The organism is Mycobacterium sp. NGS40 (assembly GCF_059812735.1).
In genome coordinates this window covers 19976-41882 of sequence record NZ_JCALDG010000034.1, presented here as the reverse complement: position 1 = coordinate 41882, position 21907 = coordinate 19976, and the positions used below count along the sequence as shown (strand labels likewise).

General features: G+C 66.4%; 21 protein-coding genes. 17 read left to right on the top strand and 4 right to left on the bottom strand.

The window, feature by feature from the left end:
- The first annotated feature begins 143 nt into the window (after nucleotides 1–143).
- From AC5Y5O_RS29155 to AC5Y5O_RS29105, 11 genes are all read left to right on the top strand, one after another.
- Nucleotides 144–1271: an LLM class flavin-dependent oxidoreductase gene (locus AC5Y5O_RS29155; RefSeq protein ID WP_096290752.1), complete on the top strand. Its 1128-nt coding sequence runs from the start codon at nucleotides 144–146 to the stop codon at nucleotides 1269–1271.
- Nucleotides 1268–2437: a sulfotransferase family protein gene (locus tag AC5Y5O_RS29150; RefSeq protein WP_500028491.1), complete on the top strand. Its 1170-nt coding sequence runs from the start codon at nucleotides 1268–1270 to the stop codon at nucleotides 2435–2437. Before AC5Y5O_RS29155 ends, AC5Y5O_RS29150 begins: the two co-directional genes overlap by 4 nt.
- Nucleotides 2438–2441: 4 nt before the next feature.
- Nucleotides 2442–3242 (top strand): sugar phosphate isomerase/epimerase family protein, encoded by an 801-nt coding sequence (locus AC5Y5O_RS29145; protein ID WP_500028497.1) that lies wholly within the window; start codon nucleotides 2442–2444, stop codon nucleotides 3240–3242.
- A gap of 2 nt (nucleotides 3243–3244) precedes the next feature.
- Nucleotides 3245–4462 (top strand): DUF1214 domain-containing protein, encoded by a 1218-nt coding sequence (locus tag AC5Y5O_RS29140; RefSeq protein WP_500028494.1) that lies wholly within the window; start codon nucleotides 3245–3247, stop codon nucleotides 4460–4462.
- An 11-nt stretch (nucleotides 4463–4473) separates the two neighbouring features.
- On the top strand, nucleotides 4474–5388 hold the full coding sequence (locus AC5Y5O_RS29135) for an Rv0045c family esterase (protein WP_500028489.1): 915 nt from the start codon (nucleotides 4474–4476) through the stop codon (nucleotides 5386–5388).
- 26 nt (nucleotides 5389–5414) lie between these two features.
- Nucleotides 5415–6221 (top strand): LLM class F420-dependent oxidoreductase, encoded by an 807-nt coding sequence (locus AC5Y5O_RS29130; RefSeq protein WP_096290749.1) that lies wholly within the window; start codon nucleotides 5415–5417, stop codon nucleotides 6219–6221.
- A gap of 113 nt (nucleotides 6222–6334) precedes the next feature.
- Nucleotides 6335–7075, top strand: a complete 741-nt coding sequence (locus AC5Y5O_RS29125; protein WP_500028487.1) for a GntR family transcriptional regulator — start codon at nucleotides 6335–6337, stop codon at nucleotides 7073–7075.
- A 49-nt stretch (nucleotides 7076–7124) separates the two neighbouring features.
- The gene (locus tag AC5Y5O_RS29120; protein WP_500028486.1) at nucleotides 7125–8933 is read left to right on the top strand and encodes an ABC transporter substrate-binding protein/permease; all 1809 of its coding nucleotides are present in this window, start codon (nucleotides 7125–7127) and stop codon (nucleotides 8931–8933) included.
- On the top strand, nucleotides 8930–9679 hold the full coding sequence (locus AC5Y5O_RS29115) for an amino acid ABC transporter ATP-binding protein (protein ID WP_096290747.1): 750 nt from the start codon (nucleotides 8930–8932) through the stop codon (nucleotides 9677–9679). Before AC5Y5O_RS29120 ends, AC5Y5O_RS29115 begins: the two co-directional genes overlap by 4 nt.
- 64 nt (nucleotides 9680–9743) lie before the next feature.
- Entirely contained in the window at nucleotides 9744–10250 is a 507-nt protein-coding gene (locus tag AC5Y5O_RS29110; RefSeq protein WP_096290746.1) for a MarR family winged helix-turn-helix transcriptional regulator, read from the top strand.
- A 48-nt stretch (nucleotides 10251–10298) separates the two neighbouring features.
- Nucleotides 10299–10970 (top strand): SDR family oxidoreductase, encoded by a 672-nt coding sequence (locus AC5Y5O_RS29105; protein ID WP_096290745.1) that lies wholly within the window; start codon nucleotides 10299–10301, stop codon nucleotides 10968–10970.
- A gap of 6 nt (nucleotides 10971–10976) precedes the next feature.
- Here AC5Y5O_RS29105 and leuS read toward each other — a convergent pair whose 3' ends face one another.
- Nucleotides 10977–13895 carry a leucine--tRNA ligase gene (leuS, locus tag AC5Y5O_RS29100; RefSeq protein WP_096290744.1) on the bottom strand — a complete coding sequence of 973 codons (2919 nt, stop codon included), beginning with the start codon at nucleotides 13893–13895 and terminating at the stop codon, nucleotides 10977–10979.
- 187 nt (nucleotides 13896–14082) lie between these two features.
- Between leuS and AC5Y5O_RS29095 the strand changes: the two genes are divergently transcribed.
- From AC5Y5O_RS29095 to AC5Y5O_RS29085, 3 genes are all read left to right on the top strand, one after another.
- On the top strand, nucleotides 14083–15249 hold the full coding sequence (locus AC5Y5O_RS29095) for an LpqN/LpqT family lipoprotein (protein ID WP_500028483.1): 1167 nt from the start codon (nucleotides 14083–14085) through the stop codon (nucleotides 15247–15249).
- Between the two features lie 68 nt (nucleotides 15250–15317).
- Nucleotides 15318–15659: a hypothetical protein gene (locus AC5Y5O_RS29090; RefSeq protein ID WP_500028481.1), complete on the top strand. Its 342-nt coding sequence runs from the start codon at nucleotides 15318–15320 to the stop codon at nucleotides 15657–15659.
- A 25-nt stretch (nucleotides 15660–15684) separates the two neighbouring features.
- Complete coding sequence (locus AC5Y5O_RS29085) at nucleotides 15685–16689, top strand: bile acid:sodium symporter family protein (RefSeq protein WP_096290742.1); 1005 nt, start codon at nucleotides 15685–15687, stop codon at nucleotides 16687–16689.
- Here the strand turns inward: AC5Y5O_RS29085 and AC5Y5O_RS29080 are convergent.
- A complete protein-coding gene (locus AC5Y5O_RS29080; protein ID WP_423790960.1) occupies nucleotides 16686–17291 on the bottom strand; it encodes a YqgE/AlgH family protein in 606 nt (201 codons plus the stop codon). The genes AC5Y5O_RS29085 and AC5Y5O_RS29080 overlap by 4 nt on opposite strands.
- A 91-nt stretch (nucleotides 17292–17382) precedes the next feature.
- Between AC5Y5O_RS29080 and AC5Y5O_RS29075 the strand changes: the two genes are divergently transcribed.
- The 3 genes from AC5Y5O_RS29075 to mbp1 all read left to right on the top strand — a co-directional run bounded on the left by AC5Y5O_RS29075 (nucleotide 17383) and on the right by mbp1 (nucleotide 19902).
- Nucleotides 17383–18720: an MFS transporter gene (locus tag AC5Y5O_RS29075; RefSeq protein WP_500028478.1), complete on the top strand. Its 1338-nt coding sequence runs from the start codon at nucleotides 17383–17385 to the stop codon at nucleotides 18718–18720.
- 9 nt (nucleotides 18721–18729) lie between these two features.
- The gene (locus AC5Y5O_RS29070) at nucleotides 18730–19503 is read left to right on the top strand and encodes a TIGR03084 family metal-binding protein (RefSeq protein WP_096290741.1); all 774 of its coding nucleotides are present in this window, start codon (nucleotides 18730–18732) and stop codon (nucleotides 19501–19503) included.
- A 168-nt stretch (nucleotides 19504–19671) separates the two neighbouring features.
- Nucleotides 19672–19902, top strand: coding sequence for a microaggregate-binding protein 1 (gene mbp1, locus AC5Y5O_RS29065; RefSeq protein WP_096290740.1), 231 nt, complete (start codon nucleotides 19672–19674; stop codon nucleotides 19900–19902).
- A 298-nt stretch (nucleotides 19903–20200) separates the two neighbouring features.
- On the opposite strand, the gene AC5Y5O_RS29060 is transcribed toward mbp1, so the two are convergent.
- Together AC5Y5O_RS29060 and AC5Y5O_RS29055 are read right to left on the bottom strand one after the other, a co-directional pair.
- The gene (locus AC5Y5O_RS29060) at nucleotides 20201–21409 is read right to left on the bottom strand and encodes a PPE domain-containing protein (RefSeq protein WP_096290739.1); all 1209 of its coding nucleotides are present in this window, start codon (nucleotides 21407–21409) and stop codon (nucleotides 20201–20203) included.
- A 9-nt stretch (nucleotides 21410–21418) separates the two neighbouring features.
- A complete protein-coding gene (locus AC5Y5O_RS29055) occupies nucleotides 21419–21724 on the bottom strand; it encodes a PE family protein (protein WP_243394241.1) in 306 nt (101 codons plus the stop codon).
- Nucleotides 21725–21907 lie beyond the last annotated feature (183 nt).

Genomic DNA, 21907 nt, shown 5'->3' with positions numbered 1-21907 from the left:
CGGTGTGTGCTCACCGCTGAAATATCCGATATCCGCGCCCTGGCCGCACACTCGAAGCCGAGATTGCACACTCCGTGAACAGTTTGCTGTGCAGTCGCTTAGCATTACGCGGAGCACCCCCGACGAGTCAGGCGTAGTCACGGATGAAAGTTCAGCCCGCCGCGTTCCTGCGTACGACCCTGCCCCTGGACATGTCCCGGCTCGCCGAGCTCGACGGCGGGCGTTACCACTCGATCTGGCTGCCCGATCACATGGTCAGCTTTTGGCCGGAGTCAATCTGGACGCCAGAGTTCACCGACCTCGCCACCGCGTCGCCGTCGCCGCATCGCCACCTCGACGGCCTCTCGGTAGCGGCCGCGGCCGCCGTGCTGACCGAGCGCGTCCCGCTGGTGAGCGCGGTGGTCGACACCGTGCGGCGCCACCCGTCGTTGCTCGCCCAGACCGCGCTGACCATCGGCCATCTCTCGAAGGGGCGCTTCATCCTCGGCCTGGGCAGTGGCGAGAGCGAGAACACGTTGCCGTACGGCTTCGACTTCTCCCGCCCCGTCGGCCGTTTCGAGGAAGCCCTGACGGTCATCCGGCTGCTCTGGGAGAGCGACGGCCCGGTCGACTTCGCGGGACGGTTCTATACGTTGCACCACGCGCGGTTGGACACCGAGCCGTATCAAGGACGGTTCCCCCAGATCTGGATCGGCGCGAGCGGCCCGCGCATGCTCGATATCGCCGGCCGTCACGCCGACGGTTGGTGGCCCGCCGGGGCGTGGACCCCCGAACATTACGCCGAGATGCTCTCGGCGGTAAGGAGATCCGCCGAGCGCGCCGGCCGCGATCCGATGGCGATCACGCCGGGCTTCATGCAGGTGTGCCTCATCGGCGAGAACGAAGACGCTCTCGCCGAGATCCTGCAGGCACCGCTGGTCAAGGCGTTCCTGCTACAGGTATCGGCCGAGACATTGCGCGGCTTCGGATTCGAACACCCGATGGGCCCGAGCTGGCGCGGCTTCCAGGACATCGATCCCGCGGTGCTCACCCGCGAACGGATCCTGACGTTTCTGGACAACACGCAACCCGAGATGCTGCTCGCCGTCGTACCGCACGGCACTGCACGCGAGGTCGCGAAGATCATCAAGACCTATGTGGACGCGGGACTGCGGGTGCCCAAGATCCTCGACTACGGCGCCATGGCCGGCCTGACGTATGCCGCCACGTCGGCCGCGAATGTCGTTGCCGCAGAGGATGAACTGATGCAGCTGTGCGGAGATCTGTCGTGAGCGCACACCTGGACGCCGCCGAGTTGCTGCGTTCCGCGCAGGCCGAGACCGGACTGCACGACTACGGCGACCCGACGTTGCCGGAACGCTTCGCCGTGGCCGCCGGTCATCTCAACAGCCTCGGCATGGACGCCGCGGGCGCCGCCGCGGCCGCGCAGGTGTGCCACTGGCTGCTGACGTCGCGGCTGGAATTCATCGAGGACCGCAACCGCTACCCGATCGGCGACGAAGCGATCGAGGCGCCGATGTTCGTGACCGGCGAACCACGTTCGGGGACAACGCTGATGCATGCGCTGATGTCCGTCGATCCGCACGCGCGGGCGCTGCGCTTCTGGGAGGTGATGTACCCGTCGCCGCCACCGGGCCTGGCCGCCGACGACGAACCGCGTCGCGCGCGGGCCGACGCCGACTGGCGCGAGATCAACGCGAAGATGCCCAAGTGGTTACACAGCCACCCATACAACGACATGCTGGGCGACGGCCTGCCCGAGGACGAACGCACCTGGGCCTTCGACTTCCGGGTCATGACCCCGACGGCGTGGTGGCGGGTGCCGATGCAGTCACTGGTCGGCGGCCTGGCCACCGATGCGAGCGCGCAGTACCGGCTGCACAAGGCGATGCTGCAACAGCTGCAATACAACCGTCCGCGAAAGTACTGGGTGCTTAAGGGCTTTCACGGGTTCCGGCTCAAGGAGATGTTCGAGGCGTACCCCGACGCGACCCTGGTCTGGCTGCACCGCGACCCGGTGCAGGTCGCGGCGTCGCGCACCATGATGATGGCCGACATCGCCGAAGGGATGGTCGGTCCGGTCGACCTGCACGCCCTGGCCAAGATGCATCTGGAGTTGACCCGCGCCGGCGTCGCCAACACGATGACCAATCCGATGGTGGACGATCCGCGCATCCTGCACGTCCGCTACACCGACTTCATCGCCGATCAGGTGGCGACGGTGCGGCGTTACTACGCGTTCGCCGGGCGCCGGGTCACACCGGAAGCCGAGTCGGCGATGCGCGACTACCTGGCCAACAATCGCGGCGACCGCTACGGCAAGTTCCACTACTCCACGACGCTGTTGATCGACATCGGCGAAGACCTCGATGCGCTGCATGCGGAATTCCGGCCATTCCGTGAGCGATTCGGCGTCGAGATCGAGAATCGTGGCTGACGCGATGCCGGCCCACCCACGCCTGTCCGTACACAATGTGACGTTCTACGGTGCTGACCTGGCCGAGCTGGCGACCCATTGGGCCGAGTTGGGGGTATCCCGGCTGAGCGTCCTGGATAGCCAACTACTCGACCCGGAATTCCCAAAGCTGCTGCAGCGCAACAATTATACCGTCGAGGCGGTCTATCATCTGTTCGCCGGCGGCCGCTTGACGTCCGATCCGCGGACCGCACAGGACGCGCTGGCGCCGGTGATCGACGCCGCAGCCGGCGTCGGCGCGCGAATGATCTACCTGCTGACCGGGGGCCGGGACACCCTCACGTGGAACCGGGCCGCCGACCGGTTCCGCATGATGATCACCCCCTGCGTCGCGCACGCACAGCAGGCCGGTGTGGCGTTGGCCGTCGAGAACGCCTCCAGCCTGTATGCCGACTTGCATCTGGCCCATACCCTGCGCGACACCGTTACGCTGGCCGAGATGAGTGGGCTGGGAGTCTGCATCGACGTGTTTCACTGCTGGGCGGAGGGCGATTTCGACGCCATGGTGCAGCGCGCCCTGCCGCGAACCGAGCTCATCCAGCTCAGCGACTACGTGCTCGGCGATCGTGCGCTGCCGGGCCGGGCGGTCCCCGGCGACGGCGCTATTCCGATCGAAGGTTTCGTCGCCAACGCGCTGGCGAACGGGTACTCACACGGGTTCGACCTGGAACTGATCGGACCGCGAATCGAGCAGGAGGGCCGCCTCGAATCCGCCCGCCGCGCCTGCGCTGTCGTCGGGGCGATGTTAAACAGAGTGACTGCGTGACAATGGCTTTCGGCGACGGTGTGGACGATGCGGCGCTGCGCTCGGCGTGGTTCGAGTTCTGCACGCAGCTGGCGCGGGCAGGCGACCAGGTCTTCAAAGACGCCAACGCCACGTCGGGGGCGCAGCGGGTCGATGCGTTCCGCTTCCTGACGCAGAACCTGGGCCAGGCCTTCGATCTGTCGCTCGAGACCCGCGACACCGGCTACCCGGTGCTGCACACGTTCTGTGGTCCAACCCGCAAGCTCGGGGGCGACTGTGCCGATTTCATCTACCAGCAGGTGTGGATCGACGGGCACTCGACCTACCGCTTACACGGAAACCGGGGAACCGCACCATTTTTCAACGTCACCGTGCAGGGCGAGCGAGTCGCCGGGCCAGGCGTGCTGCACGAGCCGTTCGGTGACGCGCCCGAGACCAACCTGTTCGGTCGTCAACTCAATGTCGGCCACAACGGTGAATTCGAGATCTACATCGGTGGGCCCGAGCGCGGCCCCAACTGGCTACCCACCACTGGGCAATCGCGAAAGCTGTTCATCCGCCAGGGATTCGACGCCTGGGATGAGCTGCCCGCGCGGCTGCGGATCGAACGGGTCGACATGGCCGACCCCAAACCGCTGCCCAGCCCACAGGCCATGATCGAGGCGATGGAATGGGCCGGTGATTTCGTCACCGGCCTGATGTCGGACTGGCCCGAGTTCCCGTTCACCTACGGCGGCGTCGACGCCGAGCATCCCAATGCGTTTCCCACCCTCTCCAAAGCCGGCACACCTGAAGCGGACAGCAGGCGTGGCCGCGCCGCCGCCAACATGTACTGGGAGCTCGCGCCCGACGAGGCGCTGATCATCGAATTCGACGCCCACGACGGACTGTGGATGTTCACCAACATGGGTGTCTTCTTCAACAGCATGGACTACCTCTACCGCCCGGTGAGTTACACCCCGAGCCGCACCACAACCGACGGCGACGGGCGCATCCGCCTGGTCATGGCGCATCGTGATCCAAATGTCCACAACTGGCTGGACACCCAGGGCTTCGAGCGCGGGAACCTGACCTATCGCCACATGCTCGAGGGCGAACCCGCCGCGCTGGAGACCAAAGTCGTCAAACACCACGACATCGCGCGGGTGCTCCCGCCGGACACCGCGACCGTGGGCGCCGCGCAGCGCAGCGCCGCAATGTGGGAGCGATTCCACGGCATTCGGCGCCGTTACTTCCTCTAGTGTCGAAGATCGTGACCGAGATCTCCGAAGACGAACTGGCCGGGCTGTCCGAATTCTCGTTGCTGTCCGAGAACGCCGAGCAAGCCGGCGTCACCGGTCCGCTGCCGGACGTGGCACGGATCGAGGCCGAAACGCCGCAGGGCTCCATCAGCGCGCTGCGCTGGGGCGGAACTCCGCCACGGATCGTCTTTCTGCACGGTGGCGGACAGAACGCCCACACCTGGGACACCGTCATCGTCGGGCTCGGGGTGCCGGCGCTGGCGGTCGACCTGCCCGGCCACGGCCATTCCGGCTGGCGCGAAGACGGCGACTACTCGCCGCAGCACAACGCCGATGCCGTGGCGCCGGTACTGCGCGACTTCGCACCCGATGCCGAACTGGTCGTGGGCATGTCGCTGGGCGGGCTGACCGGGATCCGGGTCGGCGCGATCGCACCGGAACTGGTGCGCGAACTCGTTCTCGTCGACGTCACTCCGTCGGCATTGCACCGCTACGCCGAGCTGACCACCGAGCAGCAGGGCACCGTCGCGCTGGTACAGGGCGAGCGCGAGTTCCCCAGCTTCCAGGCCATGCTCGACCTGACGATCGCCGCGGCACCACACCGCGAGGTCAAGGCACTGCGCCGCGGTGTGTTCCACAATTGCCGACGCCTCGACAACGGGAACTGGGCATGGCGCTACGACACCATCCGCAAAGTCCCCGACTTCGGTGATCTATGGAACGACGTCGACGCGCTGACCGCGCCCGTCACCCTGGTGCGCGGCGGCTCGTCGCCCTTCGTCACCGACGAGGACGCGGCCGAACTCGCCAACCGCGCAACGCATTTCCGTCAAGCTCACGTTGTCGAAAACTCCGGACATTCCGTGCAAAGCGATCAGCCCCGCGCACTGATCCAACTGTTGACCGGGGTCCTCGACGCACGCTGAGAGGCCGCGGCTCCTACGGTGGTCGTATGACCCGTCCCGTTCGCATCGGTGTACAACTGCAGCCTCAGCACGCGCCCGAATACCGCCACATCCGCGACGCCGTGCGGCGCTGCGAGGACATGGGTGTCGACGTCGCATTCACCTGGGATCACTTCTTTCCGCTCTACGGTGATCCCGACGGTGCGCATTTCGAATGCTGGACGGTGCTGGCGGCCTGGGCCGAGCAGACGTCGCGCATCGAATTCGGCGCGCTGGTGACGTGCAACTCGTATCGCAATCCGGAGCTGCTGGCCGACATGGCCCGCACCGTCGACCACATTTCCGAGGGCCGGTTGATCCTGGGTATCGGATCCGGTTGGAAGGAAAAGGACTACGACGAGTACGGCTACGAATTCGGTACCGCGGGCGGCCGCCTCGACGACCTGGCTGCGGCCTTCCCGCGGATCACGTCGCGGCTGGCCAAACTCAATCCCGCGCCCACCCGCGACATCCCGATCCTGATCGGTGGCAAGGGTCCGCGAAAGACCCTGCGACTGGTTGCCGAGTACGGCGACATCTGGCACGGCTTCACCACGGTCGACACCTACCCGGCCGCCGCGGCCGTGCTGGAAGAGCATTGCGCCGCGGTCGGGCGCGACCCAGCCACGATCGAGCGGTCGGCCGGTGTGGAGGACAACAGCGGCGTGCGCCGCGGCGAGGGGGTCGACGGGTTGATCGCCAACGCCGAGGGGCTTACCGCGCTGGGGGTGACGCTGCTGACGGTTGGCGTCAACGGTCCCGACTACGACCTCGGCGCGGCCGAGGCTCTGTGCCGGTGGCGCGACGCGCGTTAATTGGGGTTCGCCTCCAATTAACCCGCCAAACACCTTAACGAATACGCCAATACATGAGAAACTTTCCACCGCTGATCGCTGGTGCGGAACTGCAACAGACTTGAAAGAGACTCATGCCGAAGAAATATGGGGTCAAAGAAAAGGACCAGGTTGTCAACCACATCCTGAACCTGGTGCTGACGGGCAAGCTGCGCAGCGGCGACCGCGTTGACCGCAACGAGATCGCGCTCGGCTTGGGAGTCAGTCGCGTGCCGATTCAAGAGGCCCTGATCCAGCTCGAGCACGATGGCGTCGTTTCGACCCGCTATCACCGGGGCGCGTTCATCGAGCAATTCGACGAAGCGACGGTCCTCGAGCATCACGAGCTTGACGGCATGCTCAACGGCATCGCCTCGGCTCGCGCGGCGAGCAACCCGACGCCGCGGATCCTGGGTGAGCTCGATGCGCTGATGCGCGCGATGCGCATCGCGAAAGATTCCCGGGTCTTTTCCGAACTCACTGCGGAGTACCGGCGCGCCGTCAACGACGAATACGCCGGGCCGCGGCTGCACGCCACTATCCGTGCCTCGCAAGACCTCATCCCCCATGCGTTCTGGTTGAGCTACCAGAACAATCGCGACGACGTGCTGCCCTACTACGAGGACGAAACGGCCGCGATCCGCCGCCGTGACCCGGACGCCGCGCGAGCGGCATGCGTCGGTCGCGCCTACCTGATGGCGCAGACCATGCTTGCCGAACTGTTCCGGCGCAGGGTTTTCGCGGCACCCGACGACGTTCGCCAGGTTGTTTCCGCGCCGCTTCCCGTTCTGGCGGAGACGGAAGCGGTCTGCGCCGAGCCGTCGATGGCGCTCTAAATCGACTCTCGCCGCGACGAGTTGCCGCCCGGTCGATACGGTGGCGGTGATGAACTCGTGCGAAGGCCCGCGCGCGAAGCGCGGAGCCAAGCTGTTCGGACTAACCACGACAATTTTGATCGTGGTCGGCCTGGTGCTGGCCGGACCCGCGTTCGCCGACCGAAACCAGTGCGCGCCGGGCGGACCCGAGAGCGCGTCCGCCTTACCGAAAGACCTGACCACCGTCGGCGGCGTCGGACGCGACGACGACCACACGACCGCTTCCGTGGAGCCGCTCAGCGAGATCAACGTCAACTCGCTGGGCCTGAATTCACCCGGCGTTCTCAACGTCGGCACTTTGTCGGATGCCCCGCCCTCGGTCTGTGTTGACGCCAACGGCACGTTCAGCGGGTTCGACAATCAGCTGTTGGCCGCGATGGCGAAAAAGCTGGGCCTGCAAGTCCGTTTCGCCAGCACCGATTTCTCCGCACTGCTGGCCGAAGTAGCGTCGCGGCGCTTCGATGTCGGCTCGTCATCGGTGAAAGCCACCGCTGCCCGGCGGCGCACCGTCGGGTTTACCAACGGCTACGACTTCGGCTACTACGCGCTGATCGTGCCACCCGGATCGCCGATCAAAGCCTTCAGTGATCTCGCCGCGGGGCAACGAATCGGCGTCGTTCAGGGCACCGTCGAGGAGTCCTACGTCGTCGACACCCTGCACCTGCAACCGGTGAAGTACCCCGGCTTCGCCACCGTGTACGCCAGCCTCAAGACCCGCCAAATCGATGCCTGGGTAGCCCCGGCAGCGCTGGCCGCCAACGTGATGCACCCCGGCGATCCGGCTATGGTCGTGGCCAACGAATTCAGCCCCGGCGACTTCGTCGCGTACCCGGTTGCCAACGACAACCCGGCGCTGATCTCCGCACTCAACTCCGCGCTGGATGCCGTCATCGCCGACGGCACTTGGTCGAAGCTCTACTCGGAATGGGTTCCGCGCCCTTTGCCACCAGGCTGGAAACCCGGATCCCGCGCCGCCCCGACTCCCCATCTGCCGGACTTCGCCGCGATAGCGGCAAGCAACCACCACAAGTCGATGCACCCGCCGGCCCCGAAATCCGTACTGGCGCAACTGCGCGACCAGTTCTTGGACTGGGATCTGTACAAACAAGCCGTTCCCGCTTTGCTTATGACGGGCCTGCCCAACACGTTGATCCTGACTAACAGCGCGCTGGCGATCGGGCTGGTGCTCGGCATGGTGCTGGCCATGGCGGGCATGTCGAACTCATGGTGGCTGCGCTGGCCGGCGCGGATCTACACCGACATCTTCCGTGGTCTTCCCGAAGTCGTAATCATCTTGATCATTGGGATGGGGATCGGACCGCTCGTGGGTGGGCTGACGAACAACAACCCGTATCCGTTGGGTATTGCCGCGCTGGGATTGATGGCGGCCGCCTACATCGGCGAAATTCTGCGCTCGGGAATCCAGAGCGTCGACTCCGGCCAGCTGGAGGCCGCGCGCGCACTCGGATTCAGCTATCCGGCCGCGATGCGGCTGGTCGTGGTGCCGCAAGGCGTCCGGCGGGTGTTGCCCGCGCTGGTCAATCAGGCCATCGCGTTGCTGAAGGGCTCGGCGCTGGTGTACTTCCTGGGCCTGGTAGCCCAGGAGCGCGAACTGTTTCAAGTGGGCCGCGACCTCAATGCGCAGACCGGCAACTTGTCGCCGTTGGTGGCCGCGGGCCTCTTCTATCTGTTATTGACCGTTCCGTTAACACATTTGGTGAACTACATCGACGCGCGGCTGCGCCGCGGCGGCTCCAGCGACGAGTCAGAAGAGTCCGCCGCCATGGTCAGCTCCACCCTCGGCCCGGGAATGACATGACCGACGCTGCCGCAAGCCACGCCTCAGTCTCGTTGGAAGCCAGGGACATTCACAAGACTCTCGGCGGGAACAAGGTTCTGCGCGGCGTCACCTTCGAAGCCCCCGCGGGCACCACGGTGGCCGTCGTGGGACCGTCGGGTTCGGGTAAGTCGACGCTGCTGCGCGCGCTGAATCGACTCTACGAACCCGACAAGGGCGACATCCTGCTCGACGGACACTCGGTGCTGCACGACGATCCCGACGAACTGCGTCAGCGCATCGGCATGGTGTTCCAGCATTACAACCTGTTCCCGCATCTGAGCATTCTCAAGAACGTGGCGCTTGGCCCGCGCAAGTTACGCGGGCTGTCCGCGGACGAGGCCAAGGAACTCGCGCTGACTCAGCTGGAGCGAGTTGGCCTGAAGCACAAGGCCGGTGCCCGCCCCGGCATGCTGTCCGGGGGACAACAGCAACGGGTTGCGATCGCCCGGGCGCTGGCCATGGGGCCGCAGGTGATGTTCTTCGACGAGGCGACGTCCGCGCTGGATCCGGAGATGGTCAAGGGAGCCTTGCAGCTCATCGCCGACCTCGGCGCCGGCGGTATGACGATGATTGTGGTCACGCACGAAATGGGTTTCGCCCGGTCGGCGTCGGACATCGTCGTGTTCATGGATCACGGCAAGGTGGTGGAATCCGGGCCACCAGAGCAGATATTCGAAGCGGCTAAGACCGAAAGACTGCAGCGATTCCTGTCCCAAGTGCTTTGACGGGCTACAAATAGTCGCCGTAGCTACCTTGTACGCCACCCATATCGGGTTAGACTGCCGACTTATGGCGGACAGCGACTCCACCGCGGCCGAGGTGACCGAGCTTGCGGAAGGCTTGCACCGCGCGCTGTCCAAACTGTTTTCGATACTGCGCCGCGGCGACCCCAGCGGTGTGGTGGCGGGCGATTTGACCTTGGCGCAGCTGTCGATCCTGGTGACCTTGCTCGATCAAGGCCCGATCCGGATGACAGATCTGGCCGCACACGAACGGGTACGGACGCCCACCACGACGGTGGCGATCCGCCGGCTGGAGAAGATCGGATTGGTGAAGCGCTCGCGCGACCCGTCCGACCTGCGGGCCGTGCTGGTCGACATCACGCCGCGCGGCCGGGCCGTTCACGCCGAGTCGCTCGCTAATCGGCACGCGGCCCTGGCCGCGCTGCTCAGCCAGCTCAATGAATCCGATCTGAACATGCTGACCAAGGCACTGGCACCGCTGGAGCGCCTGGCCTCGGGCGAGCCGACGTCGGGTCCCGCCGGCGGAGAGCCTCCGGCACGCAAGCGGGCCTGAAAGTACCTGGTTTACAACGGTATTGGCGCTGTCCGTAGACTGAGCTGCATGCCAACTGCACTAATTACTGGCGCCGGCGGGGGTATCGGTTCCGCCATCGCCACCGCGCTGGCCCCGACGCATACACTGCTGCTGGCCGGCCGGCCCTCCACCCGGCTCGACGCCGTCGCGGAGCGGCTGGGCGCCACGACCTTCCCACTGGACTTGACCGACATCGATGAGATCGCGGCCGCGTGCGAAATCGTGGACTCGCTCGACGTGCTGGTGCACAACGCTGGGGTGTCCGTCCCGGGCCGGGTCGCCGAGTCGCATGTCGACGAATGGCGTGCCACGTTCAGCGTGAATGTCTTTGGGGCGGTGGCTCTTACGCTGGAGCTGTTGCCTGCCCTGCGCAGCGCTCGTGGTCAGGTGGTGTTCATCAACTCCGGAGCGGGACGCGCGGTGTCACCGGGTATGGCGTCCTATTCGGCTAGCAAGTTCGCGTTGCGTGCGTTCGCCGACTCGCTGCGCCTCGACGAACCGGACCTGCGGGTCACCACGATATTTCCCGGCCGTACCGACACCGAGATGCAGCGCGAACTGGTCGCGTTCGAGGGCGGTCAGTACGACGCCGACAGATTCTTGCAGCCCGAAACCGTAGCCGCCGCCGTCGCCCAAGCGGTGGCCACGCCACGCGACGGCCACGTCCATGAGGTGGTGCTGCGGCCGGGCCGACGGTAGTCGGCTTCAGACGACCAGGTTGACCAGCCGGCCGGCGACCACGATCACCTTGCGGGGGGTGGCCCCGGCCAAGAATGCCTGGACCTTTTCATCGCCCAGTGCGGCGGCTTTCAGGGTGGCGTCATCGGCGTTTGCGGCCACCACCACCCGTCCGCGCACCTTGCCGTTGACCTGCACCGGGTACTCGACGGTGTCGTCCACCAGGTAAGCCGGATCGGCTTCCGGGAAGGGGCCGTGCGCCAGCGACGTGGTGTGCCCCAGCCGCGACCACAACTCCTCGGCCAGGTGCGGCGCCAGAGGTGCCAGCATCAACACCAGCGGTTCGACCGCAGCGCGGGGCACCGCGTCGCGGTGCTCTTTGGTGAGGTGGTTGGTGTACTCGATCAGCTTGGCCGCGGCGGTGTTATTCCGCAGGGCCGCATAGTCTTCCGCGACACCCTCGATGGTGCGATGCAGCGCGCGCAGGGTCTCGGTGTTCAGCTGCTGTCGTTCGTCGGCCACCCGGGATGCGCCGGTGTTCTCGTCGACCACCAACCGCCAGACCCGCTGCAAGAAGCGGTGCGCGCCGATCACATCCTTGGTCGCCCACGGACGGGACGCCTCCAGCGGGCCCATCGACATCTCATAGACCCGCAGGGTGTCCGCACCGTACTCGTCACAGATGGTGTCCGGTGAGATCGAATTCTTCAGGCTCTTACCGATTTTGCCGAATTCCTGAAAAACCTCGATCTCGCCGTCGGCCCCGGGGTAGAAGAACTTGTTGTCCCGCTCGATCACCTCGTCGGCCGCGACATACGAGCCGCGCGAATCCGCGTAGGCAAACGCTTGGATGTAACCCTGATTGACCAGCCGGCGGTATGGCTCTCGCGAACTGACGTGCCCCAGGTCGTAAAGAACTTTATGCCAGAACCTGGCATAAAGCAGGTGCAGCACCGCGTGCTCTGCTCCCCCGACATACAAGTCGACACCGCCGGGGTCCTGCGCGCCGTGCTCGGCCGGCCGCGGACCCATCCAATACGCCTCATTCTCCTTGGCGCAGAACCGTTCCGAGTTATGCGGATCGGTGTAGCGCAACTCGTACCATGAACTTCCGGCCCACTGCGGCATCACATTGGTGTCACGACTGTAAGGCTTGAGGCCGTCGCCCAAGTCCAGCTCGACATGCACCCAGTCGGTGGCGTTTCCCAGCGGCGGTGACGGCTCGCTGTCGGCGTCGTCGGGATCGAACAGCACCGGAGAATAGTCCGGGATGTCGGGCAGCTCCACCGGCAGCGCGGCCTCGTTCAGCGCATGCGGGCGTCCCTCGTCGTCGTACACGACGGGGAACGGTTCGCCCCAATACCGCTGTCGCGCGAAAAGCCAGTCCCGCAACTTGAATTCGATTCGCGCCCGGCCGCGACCCTCGGACTCCAGCCGGGCGGTGATGGCTTCCTTGGCCGCCGCGACATCCATTCCGTCGAGGTAGCCGGAATTCACCAGCTTGCCGTCGCCCGCATACGCCGATTCTGAAATATCGCCACCGGCAATGACTTCCACGATCGGCAGACGGAATGCGCTGGCAAAATCCCAGTCCCGTTGATCGTGGCCCGGCACCGCCATGATGGCCCCGGTGCCGTAGCCCACCAATACGTAGTCGGCAATGAACACCGGCACCGGCTTGCCGTTGGCCGGATTGGTCGCATAGCTGCCCAGGAAGACGCCGGTCTTCTCCTTGCTCTCCTGGCGCTCGAGGTCCGACTTCGCGCCGATCGCGCGCCGGTAAGCCGCGACGGCTGCCGCCGGCGTGGCGGCTCCGTATGTCCAGCTGGGGTCCACGCCGTCCGGCCAGGCGGCGGCGACGAGTTCGTCCACCAGGTCGTGCTCGGGGGCCAGCACCAGATAGGTTGCGCCGAACAAGGTGTCAGGCCGCGTGGTGAACACATCGATGTCGACGTCGGAGCCCTTGCGCTCGCCACTGAGTATGGTCGCCGAGAACAATGCCTCCGCGCCGGTGGAACGGCCGATCCAGTTGCGCTGCATGGACTTGACCTGATCGGGCCAGTCCAGCACTTCCAGGTCGTCGAGCAGGCGGTCGGAGTACGCGGTGATCCGCATCATCCACTGCCGCAACCGTTTCCGGAACACCGGGAAGTTGCCGCGGTCGCTGCGGCCGTCGGAGGTGACCTCTTCGTTGGCCAGCACCGTGCCCAGGCCGGGACACCAGTTCACCATCGAGTCGGCCCGGTACACCAGCCGGTAGCCGTCGATCACGTCGGCACGCTCCCCCGCCGACAATGTCGTCCAGTCCCGGCCGTCGTCGAGACGACGGGCACCGGAATCGAATTCGGCAATCAGCTCGGCGATCGGACGGGCCTTTGCGGCCGCGGTGTCGAACCACGCGTTGTAGATCTGCAAGAAGATCCATTGCGTCCATTTGTAGAACTCGACGTCGGTGGTCGAAAAGGATCGCCGACTGTCGTGCCCGAGGCCCAGCCGGCCCAGCTGCCGGCGGAAGTTGACGATGTTGGCCTCGGTTCTGGTGCGCGGATGGGTGCCGGTTTGCACCGCGTATTGCTCAGCGGGCAGACCAAACGCATCAAACCCCAAGGCGTGCAGGACATTACGGCCGATCATCCGGAAATAGCGAGCGTATACGTCGGTGGCGATGTAGCCCAACGGGTGTCCGACGTGCAGCCCGTCCCCGGACGGATAGGGAAACATGTCCTGCACGAACAATTTGTCGTCGGGCACCGGGGTGCCGTCGGTCGGCGCCAACGACCCCACCGGGTTGGGCACATTGAATGTCCCGAGCCGCGTCCAGTTGTCCTGCCAGGTGCCCTCAATACTGCCGGCCAGCTCCGCCGTGTAACGGAATGGCGGCGCGTCGGACTCCGTCTGGGCACCCGCGGGGATGCTCGGCGACGAGGTAGTGGGCGGTTGGGTCACGTGAACAGCGTATAAGGACCGACTTGCCGGGCCCGCCGGCCACAGGTTGATAAAGGTTGCGTTGCGCACAGATCAGAGGTTCATCCCAGCTCTATTTCGGCCCTGTCCAGCGCCTTTGACCTCTGGTTACAGTCGGCCTCTATACGACGGATGCCGGTAGACCGGCCATTCGGAAGGACCGACAGAGATGACGCAGATCGCCGCCCCCTGGCGCGTAGTCGCAGGCGGTTTCGCCGCCGGTGTGATCGGGTTCGCCCTGTTCTCAGGTGCGACGGCTTCGGCCGATCCTCTGGTGCCTGTTCCCCCGGGTCCCATCGTGCCGGTGCCGGCGAACCAGTACTACCCGCCGGTGCCTGCTCCGGGCACGGCCAACAGCAACCGGTTCGTCCCGACCCCGCCGGCGGCGAACCCGTTCGCGCCGCCGAGCCTGGCCTCCGCGCCCATGGCACCCAACAGCATCGCGGCTCCGGCCGCGACGCCTAACGCCGCCGCGGTCGCGCCGGCGCAGCCGGCCATCACGCCGGCGTCGTCCGGAACGCTGCGCGACTACTTCCAATCCAAGGGCGTCAAGCTCGAGCCGCAGAGGCCGCAGGGCTTCAAGGCGCTCGACATCACGCTGCCGGTGCCCCCGCGCTGGACCCAGGTGCCCGACCCCAATGTGCCCGACGCGTTCGCGGTGATAGCCGACCGGCAGGGCAGCAGCGTGTACACGTCAAACGCGCAGGTAGTGGTCTACAAGCTGGTCGGAAACTTCGATCCCCGAGAAGCCATCTCGCACGGCTATGTCGATAGCCAGAAGCTGCTGGCCTGGCAGTCTACGAACGCTTCGATGGCCGACTTCGACGGGTTCCCGTCGTCGGTGATCGAAGGCACCTACCGCGAGGGTGATATGACGCTGAACACCTCGCGTCGTCACGTGCTCGCCACCTCGGGCCACGACACGTACCTGGTGTCGCTGTCGGTGACCACCGACCGGGCCGTCGCGGTCGGTGACGCGCCCGCCACCGACGCGATCATCAACGGATTCCGGGTGGCCGCGCCCGGGTCTGTCGCACCTGCCCCCGCCGCCCCGACTGCCGCGCCCGTGGCGCTTCCGGCGCAGGCGGCCGCCGCCGCTCCCGCACAAGCACCCGTCGCCGCTCCCGCACAGGCCCCCGCCGCCGTTCCCGCACAAGCACCGGTCCAGGCTCCCGCCGTCGCACCCGCCCCAGCTCCCGTTGGTGCGCCGGCCCGGCTTCCCACGCAGATGGCCGCGCCCAACCTGCTGCCCTCCCCGCAGCCCGCGCCCAATCTGTTGTCCCTCGTACCCGGGCTTCCGCCGCTGCCGAACTTCAGCAACCTCGGCTCGCGCTAATTCGGCGCCGACACAAGGGGTGTGGAGCCCGGCGCGCGGATCGGTGACCGGCCTCGTATTGTGAGGCAATGCTGATCGCTGGGGTGGTGTGCATGTGTGCGGCGGTAGCTTCCGCCGGGTTCGGAGCTTGGTCGCTGTCTCACAACCACGCCGTCGACGGCACGCAACTGGCATTGCGCGCCATGGCGCCGACTCAGTTGGCGGCCGCGGTGATGCTGATGGCTGGCGGTGTGGTGGCACTGGCCGCCTCGGCGCACACCGCGTTCGTGGTGCTGATCGTCTGCGTGGCCGGCGCCCTCGGCACACTGGCCGCGGGCTCGTGGCAGAGCGCGCGCTTCGCACTGCGCCAGGAGGCGGCCGCACCCAGTTGCGCCGGCGAGTGCACCTTTTGCACGCAGTCCTGCCACTGACGAAATCCCCCGACGATAGTCCGGCATGCTGAGGCGCTTGTCGTCGATCTTCGATCTGTTTCTGCTGGCTCTGGCCGCGACCGTCACGATCGCCTCGCTCTTCCCCGCCCACGGTGATGCCGCCAAGGTGGCGTCGCTTGCCGCCGAGTCAGCGATCGCGCTGCTGTTCTTCCTGTACGGCGCCCGACTGTCCCCCCAGCAGGCCTGGCACGGCGTGCGGCAATGGCGTTTACACCTGCTGGTGCTGGCCACGACGTTCGTGCTGTTCCCGCTGCTTGGGCTGGCTGCCCGGGCGTTGGTGCCCTCGGTCCTGACGATGGACCTCTACAACGGCCTGCTGTTCCTGTGCCTGGTCCCGTCGACCGTGCAGTCGTCGATCGCGTTCACTTCGATTGCGCGGGGCCATGTTTCGGCCGCGATTGTCAGCGCGTCGCTGTCGAACATCCTCGGCATCGTACTGACCCCGCTGCTGGTGGTGTTGCTGATGAACACCAGCGGCGCGGTCCACGTGGACGCCGGTTCGATGCGCGACATCTTCGTGCAGCTGTTGCTGCCGTTTGGCGCCGGCCAGCTGGCACGGCCCTGGATCGCGGGATTGATTCGCCGCTATGCCGCGGTGCTCAAGGTCGTCGACCGGGGATCCATCCTGCTGGTCGTGTACACGGCTTTCTCGATGGGCGTGGTCGAGGGCATCTGGTTCAGTGTCGACGTGTGGCGCTTGATCCTGGTTGCCTTGGTCGCGACGGGATTGCTCGCCATCGTGCTGATCGCTACGACACTGACCGGCCGAATCGCGCGACTGGACCGCGCTGATGCGATCGTGCTGCTGTTCTGTGGCTCGAAGAAGAGCCTGGCGTCCGGGCTGCCGATGGCGCTGGTGTTTTTCCCCGGCAACGTCGTGGGCCTGACGATGTTGCCGCTGATGATCTTCCACCAGATCCAGCTGGTGGTGTGTGCGGTGATCGCCGCCAGGCTTGCGCGGGAGGCCGACCAAACGTCGGCGTCGTCGGAGGTGGGGGAGGAGCGCTAGTTTCGGCTGACGTCGATCGGGTGGGTGGCCAGCAACGACAGGGGCAGCGGCTGCCGACGCAACACCTGGCCCCACAGGTCTTCCTTCGCCCCGACGAGAACGTCAGATGGCAACGCGGACAACACAATCCAGTCATCGCGCTCGATCTCGCCCTCGAGCTGGCCGATGGTCCAGCCCGAGTATCCGGCGTAGATCCGGACACCCTCGATCAGCGGGGCGATCAGATCGGGCTCGGCGTCCAGGTCGACCATCACGATCCGTCCCGCGACATGTCGCAAACCCGGCACCCCCTGCGGGTCCGCCCCGATTCTCAGCGCCGCCAGACACAGGGCGGCATCGCGCTTCACCGGCCCACCGATGAACATCGTCTTCGGCTTGGCGGCGAGTTTGGCCCACTGCGGCAACACGTTGTAGACCGCGGTTTCGCTGGACCGGTTGAGAACCACGCCCAGCGTGCCACCGTCGTTGTGCTCGACGATGTAAATGACGCTGCGCCGAAATGTCGGTTCGAGCAGATCGGTATTGGCCAGCAGCAAAGTACCCGCACGCACCCGCTGGGCAGCGGGTGCGATGTAGTCTTCGGGATCTTCCGGCTGGGGCATCAGTCCATCATCGCACTCCCGTAGCATCGCTCGGCACAAACAAACGCCGAGCGTAAATATTTGTACTGTTAATACTGCGGCGTCGCGTGCGATGTCTTTGTCCAGCCCAATCGTGGAAGTCGGTTCTGTGTTCCAAACCCGGATGCCTTCGCGTGCACCCGTCGAACTCTGGCAGTCGGTGCGCGCCATGCCGGATTTCCGGCGGGTGATTCAGGTGCGCATGGCGAGCCAGTTCGGTGATGGGCTTTTCCAGGCGACGGTGGCCGGCGCGCTGCTGTTCAATCCGGACCGGGCGGCCGATCCGCTGTCGATCGCGTTCGCATTCGCGGTGCTGTTCTTGCCTTATTCGCTACTGGGACCGTTCGCCGGGGCGCTGATGGACCGGTGGGACCGACGCTGGGTGCTGGTCGGCGCCAATGTGTGCCGGATGGTCCTGATCCTGGTGATCGGCACGATTCTCGCGGTGCGTGCCGGCGAGATGCCGCTGCTGCTCGGTGCGTTGTTGTTCAACGGCTTTTCCCGGTTCGTGGCCTCGGGGTTGTCGGCGTCGCTGCCGCACGTGGTGCCGCGCGAGCAGGTGGTGACGATGAACTCGCTCGCTACCGCCTCCGGCGCCATCGCGGCCTTCTTCGGCGCCAACTTCATGCTGATACCGCGATGGTTTGTCAGCGGCAGCGATCGGGGCGCATCCGTCATCATCTTCATGGCGCTGATTCCGGTGTGCGGGGCGTTGCTGCTGTCCCTGCGGTTTGGCCCACGGGTGCTGGGACCGGACGACACCAAGCGGGCGATCCACGGATCGGTGATCTACGCGGTGATCACCGGATGGGTGCACGGTGCGCGCACGGTGGCGTCTACGCCGACGGTGGCTGCCGCGTTGTCCGGATTGGCGTCGCACCGAATGGTCGTCGGGATCAATTCGTTGGTGATCCTGCTGCTGGCGCATCACACGAAAAACCCCGCGGTCGGCGGGCTGGGGATCGCGCTGGTGTTCTTCGCCGCGTCTGGGCTTGGTTCGTTCATCGCTACTGTGCTGACCCCACCGACGGTGCGGCGTTGGGGGCGCTACGCGGCCGCGAACGGCGCTCTGGCCGTGGCCGCGCTGGTCCAACTGGCCGGCGTGGGGCTGACATTGCCGGTCATGGTGGCGTGCAGCTTCTTCCTCGGCATCACCGGCCAAATGATCAAGCTTTGTGCCGACTCGGCGATGCAGATGGATGTCGACGACGCGCTGCGCGGCCACGTGTTCGCGGTGCAGGATGCGCTGTTCTGGGTGTCGTTCATCGTCTCGATCACGGTGGCCGCGATGTTGATTCCCGCCGACGGGCACGCACCGACGTTCGTGCTGTTCGGTTCGGCGATCTACCTCGCCGGGCTCGTCGTACACAGTGTCGTCGGCCGGCGCGGTCAGCCGGCGACGAGTCGCTAGGAGGTCAAGATGGCTGATGCCGGGCCGATGGTGGCCGATCTGCGTGCCGAAAGCGACGATCTCGACGCGCTGGTGGCGCCGCTGGCCGACACGCGCTGGGCCGAGCCGACGCCGTCGCCGGGCTGGAGCGTCGCACACCAGATCGCGCACCTGTTGTGGACCGACCGGGTCGCGCTGCTGTCGGTCACCGACGAGGCGGGTTTCGCCGAGGTGCTGGCCGGTGCGATGCAGAATCCCCTCGGCTTTGTCGACGCGGGCGCCGAGGAGCTGGCGACCACGCCACCGGCGGAACTGCTGAGCGATTGGCGAGCCACCCGGGGCCGGCTGCACAACGCGCTGCTCACCGTCGACGAGAGCCGGAAACTGCCGTGGTTCGGGCCGCCGATGAGCCCGGCGTCGATGGCCACCGCACGGTTGATGGAGACCTGGGCGCACGGGCTGGACGTCGCCGACGCGCTCGGCGTCAAGCGCGTGCCCACCGCGCGACTGCGCTCGATCGCCCATCTGGGGGTGCGCACTCGCGATTACGCGTTCGCGGTCAACGAGCTGGCTCCGCCGGCCGAGCCGTTCCTGGTCGAGCTGCGTGCGCCCGGCGGCGACGTCTGGTCCTGGGGTCCGGCCGATGCGGCCCAACGTGTCTCCGGTTCGGCCGAGGACTTCTGCTTCTTGGTCACGCAGCGCCGGCCGCTGAGCACTCTCGACATCACCGCACACGGGCCCGACGCACAACGGTGGCTGGAGATCGCGCAGGCATTCGCCGGCCCACCGGGGCCCGGTCGATAAGCGATAGGTCCCCTCGTGGCCGTGGCTGGCCTCCTGGCGGGCCTGCTAGAAGCGGCGCTCCGTTGACGACCGTCGGTCCGCGTTTTCGGGTTGTGACGCGAGGCATAGGTTGACCACCGGCCCGGAGGGTATTAGCCAGTAAAGCTTTTATGACGAAGGGATTGAACCATGGGCGACAGCGGACCAGAAGAAGCCGTGAAGGGCGTCGTGGAAGACGTGAAGGGCAAGGCCAAGGAAGTTGCCGGCATCGTGACCGACAACGACGGCCTGCGCGAGGAGGGCCAAGCCCAGCAGGACAAGGCCGAAGCGCAGCGTAACGCCGCTAAGAAGGAAGCCGAGGCGGAGGCCGCACACGCGGCGGAGAAGGCCGCCGAAGCACGGCAGAAGGCCGCCGAGTAACAACTTCGGAGCCGATCTGACCAGGTTGTCTTGCGCGGCTTGGCCTTTCGAGCAAGCCCGTCGTCCTTGACCTCAGGCCGGCGTCGAACGCGGATTGCTGGGTTCCCGCGAAGTCGAATCGCGTCTGGGACAACCGCGCAGTCGCCAATGTGGCTAAGAGTTTGCCGAAACCGGGCACCTGTCGACCGCGTGATGCCTCGCACTCAATCGTGAACGGACTGGGCGGGTTATCCGGCGCCGGATCCGGCGGACGTGGGTCAGCGACGCGCCCGCGGAATTCCGCTACTTGGTTGGAGCGTCAGGTCTCGTCGGGTGGTCCGCCGCCTACGACGACACGCGCTCGGGTGACGTCCTTGTCGGCTTGGCCTTCCTTGCCGTGCCCAAGCATGCCGGCCGGAGACATCGGCATCGGCGAGCCGCCCATGCCGCTGCTGGTCGGAGAGGTTGGCGGGCGTAGCTCGGACGCATTCAGCACTCCGGCGCGCAAGCTGGTCGGCCGCCCGCCGGCTTCGGGCTCGAAGCTGCTGGTGGGGCGGGTGTAGCTGGTCAGGCCGGCACCCGGGAAGCCGCCGCCACCGCCCACGCCGCCACCGCCGGCCGCGCCGCCAAGCGGACTAGTCGCTCCGGCCAGCATGGCTGGCTGGGCGGCGGCACCGGCGGCACCGGCATTGCCCGCGCCAGCCGAGGAAAACGCGCCCGTCAGCGACTGCATCAGTCCTTGCGGCATGCTGGCCATTCCCTGAAACGCATCCATCGGGGCCTTGACGACCTCTTGCAGCTGGCCGGTCAGTCCGGAGATCATCTGCAGCGGCTGCTGCATCATTGAACTGAGCTGGCTCCCGCCCTCGGCGGGCGCAGCCGCCGCCTGGCCCGCACCCTGCGTCGCCTGACTCCCTGCCTGCATCGCGCCATTCATCCCGCTCTGCGCCGCCGCCTGCGCCACGGCCGATGCGGCCGCCGCAGGCGCGGCCGGCGAGGCGCCCATCGGTGCCAGGGGTGGTGGAACGGCCAACGCCGCGACGAGCGTGGCCAGCGTGCTGGAGTACGCCCAGCCAATGGCCGAGTTGGTCGGCCAGTGGTGCCCGTAGTACTCGGCGTCCCGCTCGCCCATCGGCATGGTGTTCTGCCCGAACCAGTTGGTATGGGCCAAGACGACCCACTCGAACCGGTTGGTCGTCGACACGACGGACGGGACGACCGTGGACCGCGCGAGCATGAAGGCATCGACCGCGGCCGTTGTGACGCCGATCTTCTCCGCGGTCCAGCCCATCAGCGTTTGCAAGCCGGCGTTGAGACCGGTCGAGGTGATCATCGAGGCGATCGCGCCCACACCCTGCCAGTGCGCGGCCGTGGCCACCGCGTTGGCGCTGGAAAGACCTGCCGCGACACCGTTGTTCGTGGTCTCGGTGACCCACACCGCGTTATTGGCGAGAACCGAAGCCGGATTACCCGCCTCGAAGATCTGAGCGACGATCTCGGGCGGACCTGTCCACCTGGGGTCGGCCATGCTGGCTGCTTAGATCGCGCTCGCGGCCGCGTTGGCTATGTCGGTGCCGACACCCGTGGCGGACGCAAGACCCTGCGCGCCCGAGAAGGCGGCGCGTTGCCCGGCGTGCTCGGCTGCGGTCGCCAAGTAGGCCGCACCTGTCGCGTTCAGCGCGGCGGCGAACTCGATGGAATCGGCGTCCGGTGCCATCGGCAGCACACCAACCAGTGCCGCCGAGCCGGCCGACGTGGTAGCCGCCATCTCCTGGCTGAGTGCTCCTTCTGTGGCCGCCGATAAATCAACGGCGCCCGGCACCATGTCAAACAGACCGCTCATTGTGACCCTCCGTATGTGCGAATGCCCGGTTTCAACCGTCAGAGGGGTATACCCCCTTTTGGCTGGCTCCCCACCAGGCAAGTTGTGTCCGTCGAAATATCGCGGAATGCACCGATTCTATGGGGGTCTTCAGCAGCTGTCGATTCACCTTTTCGGCACCCCCGGCCGATCTTGTGGATTCGG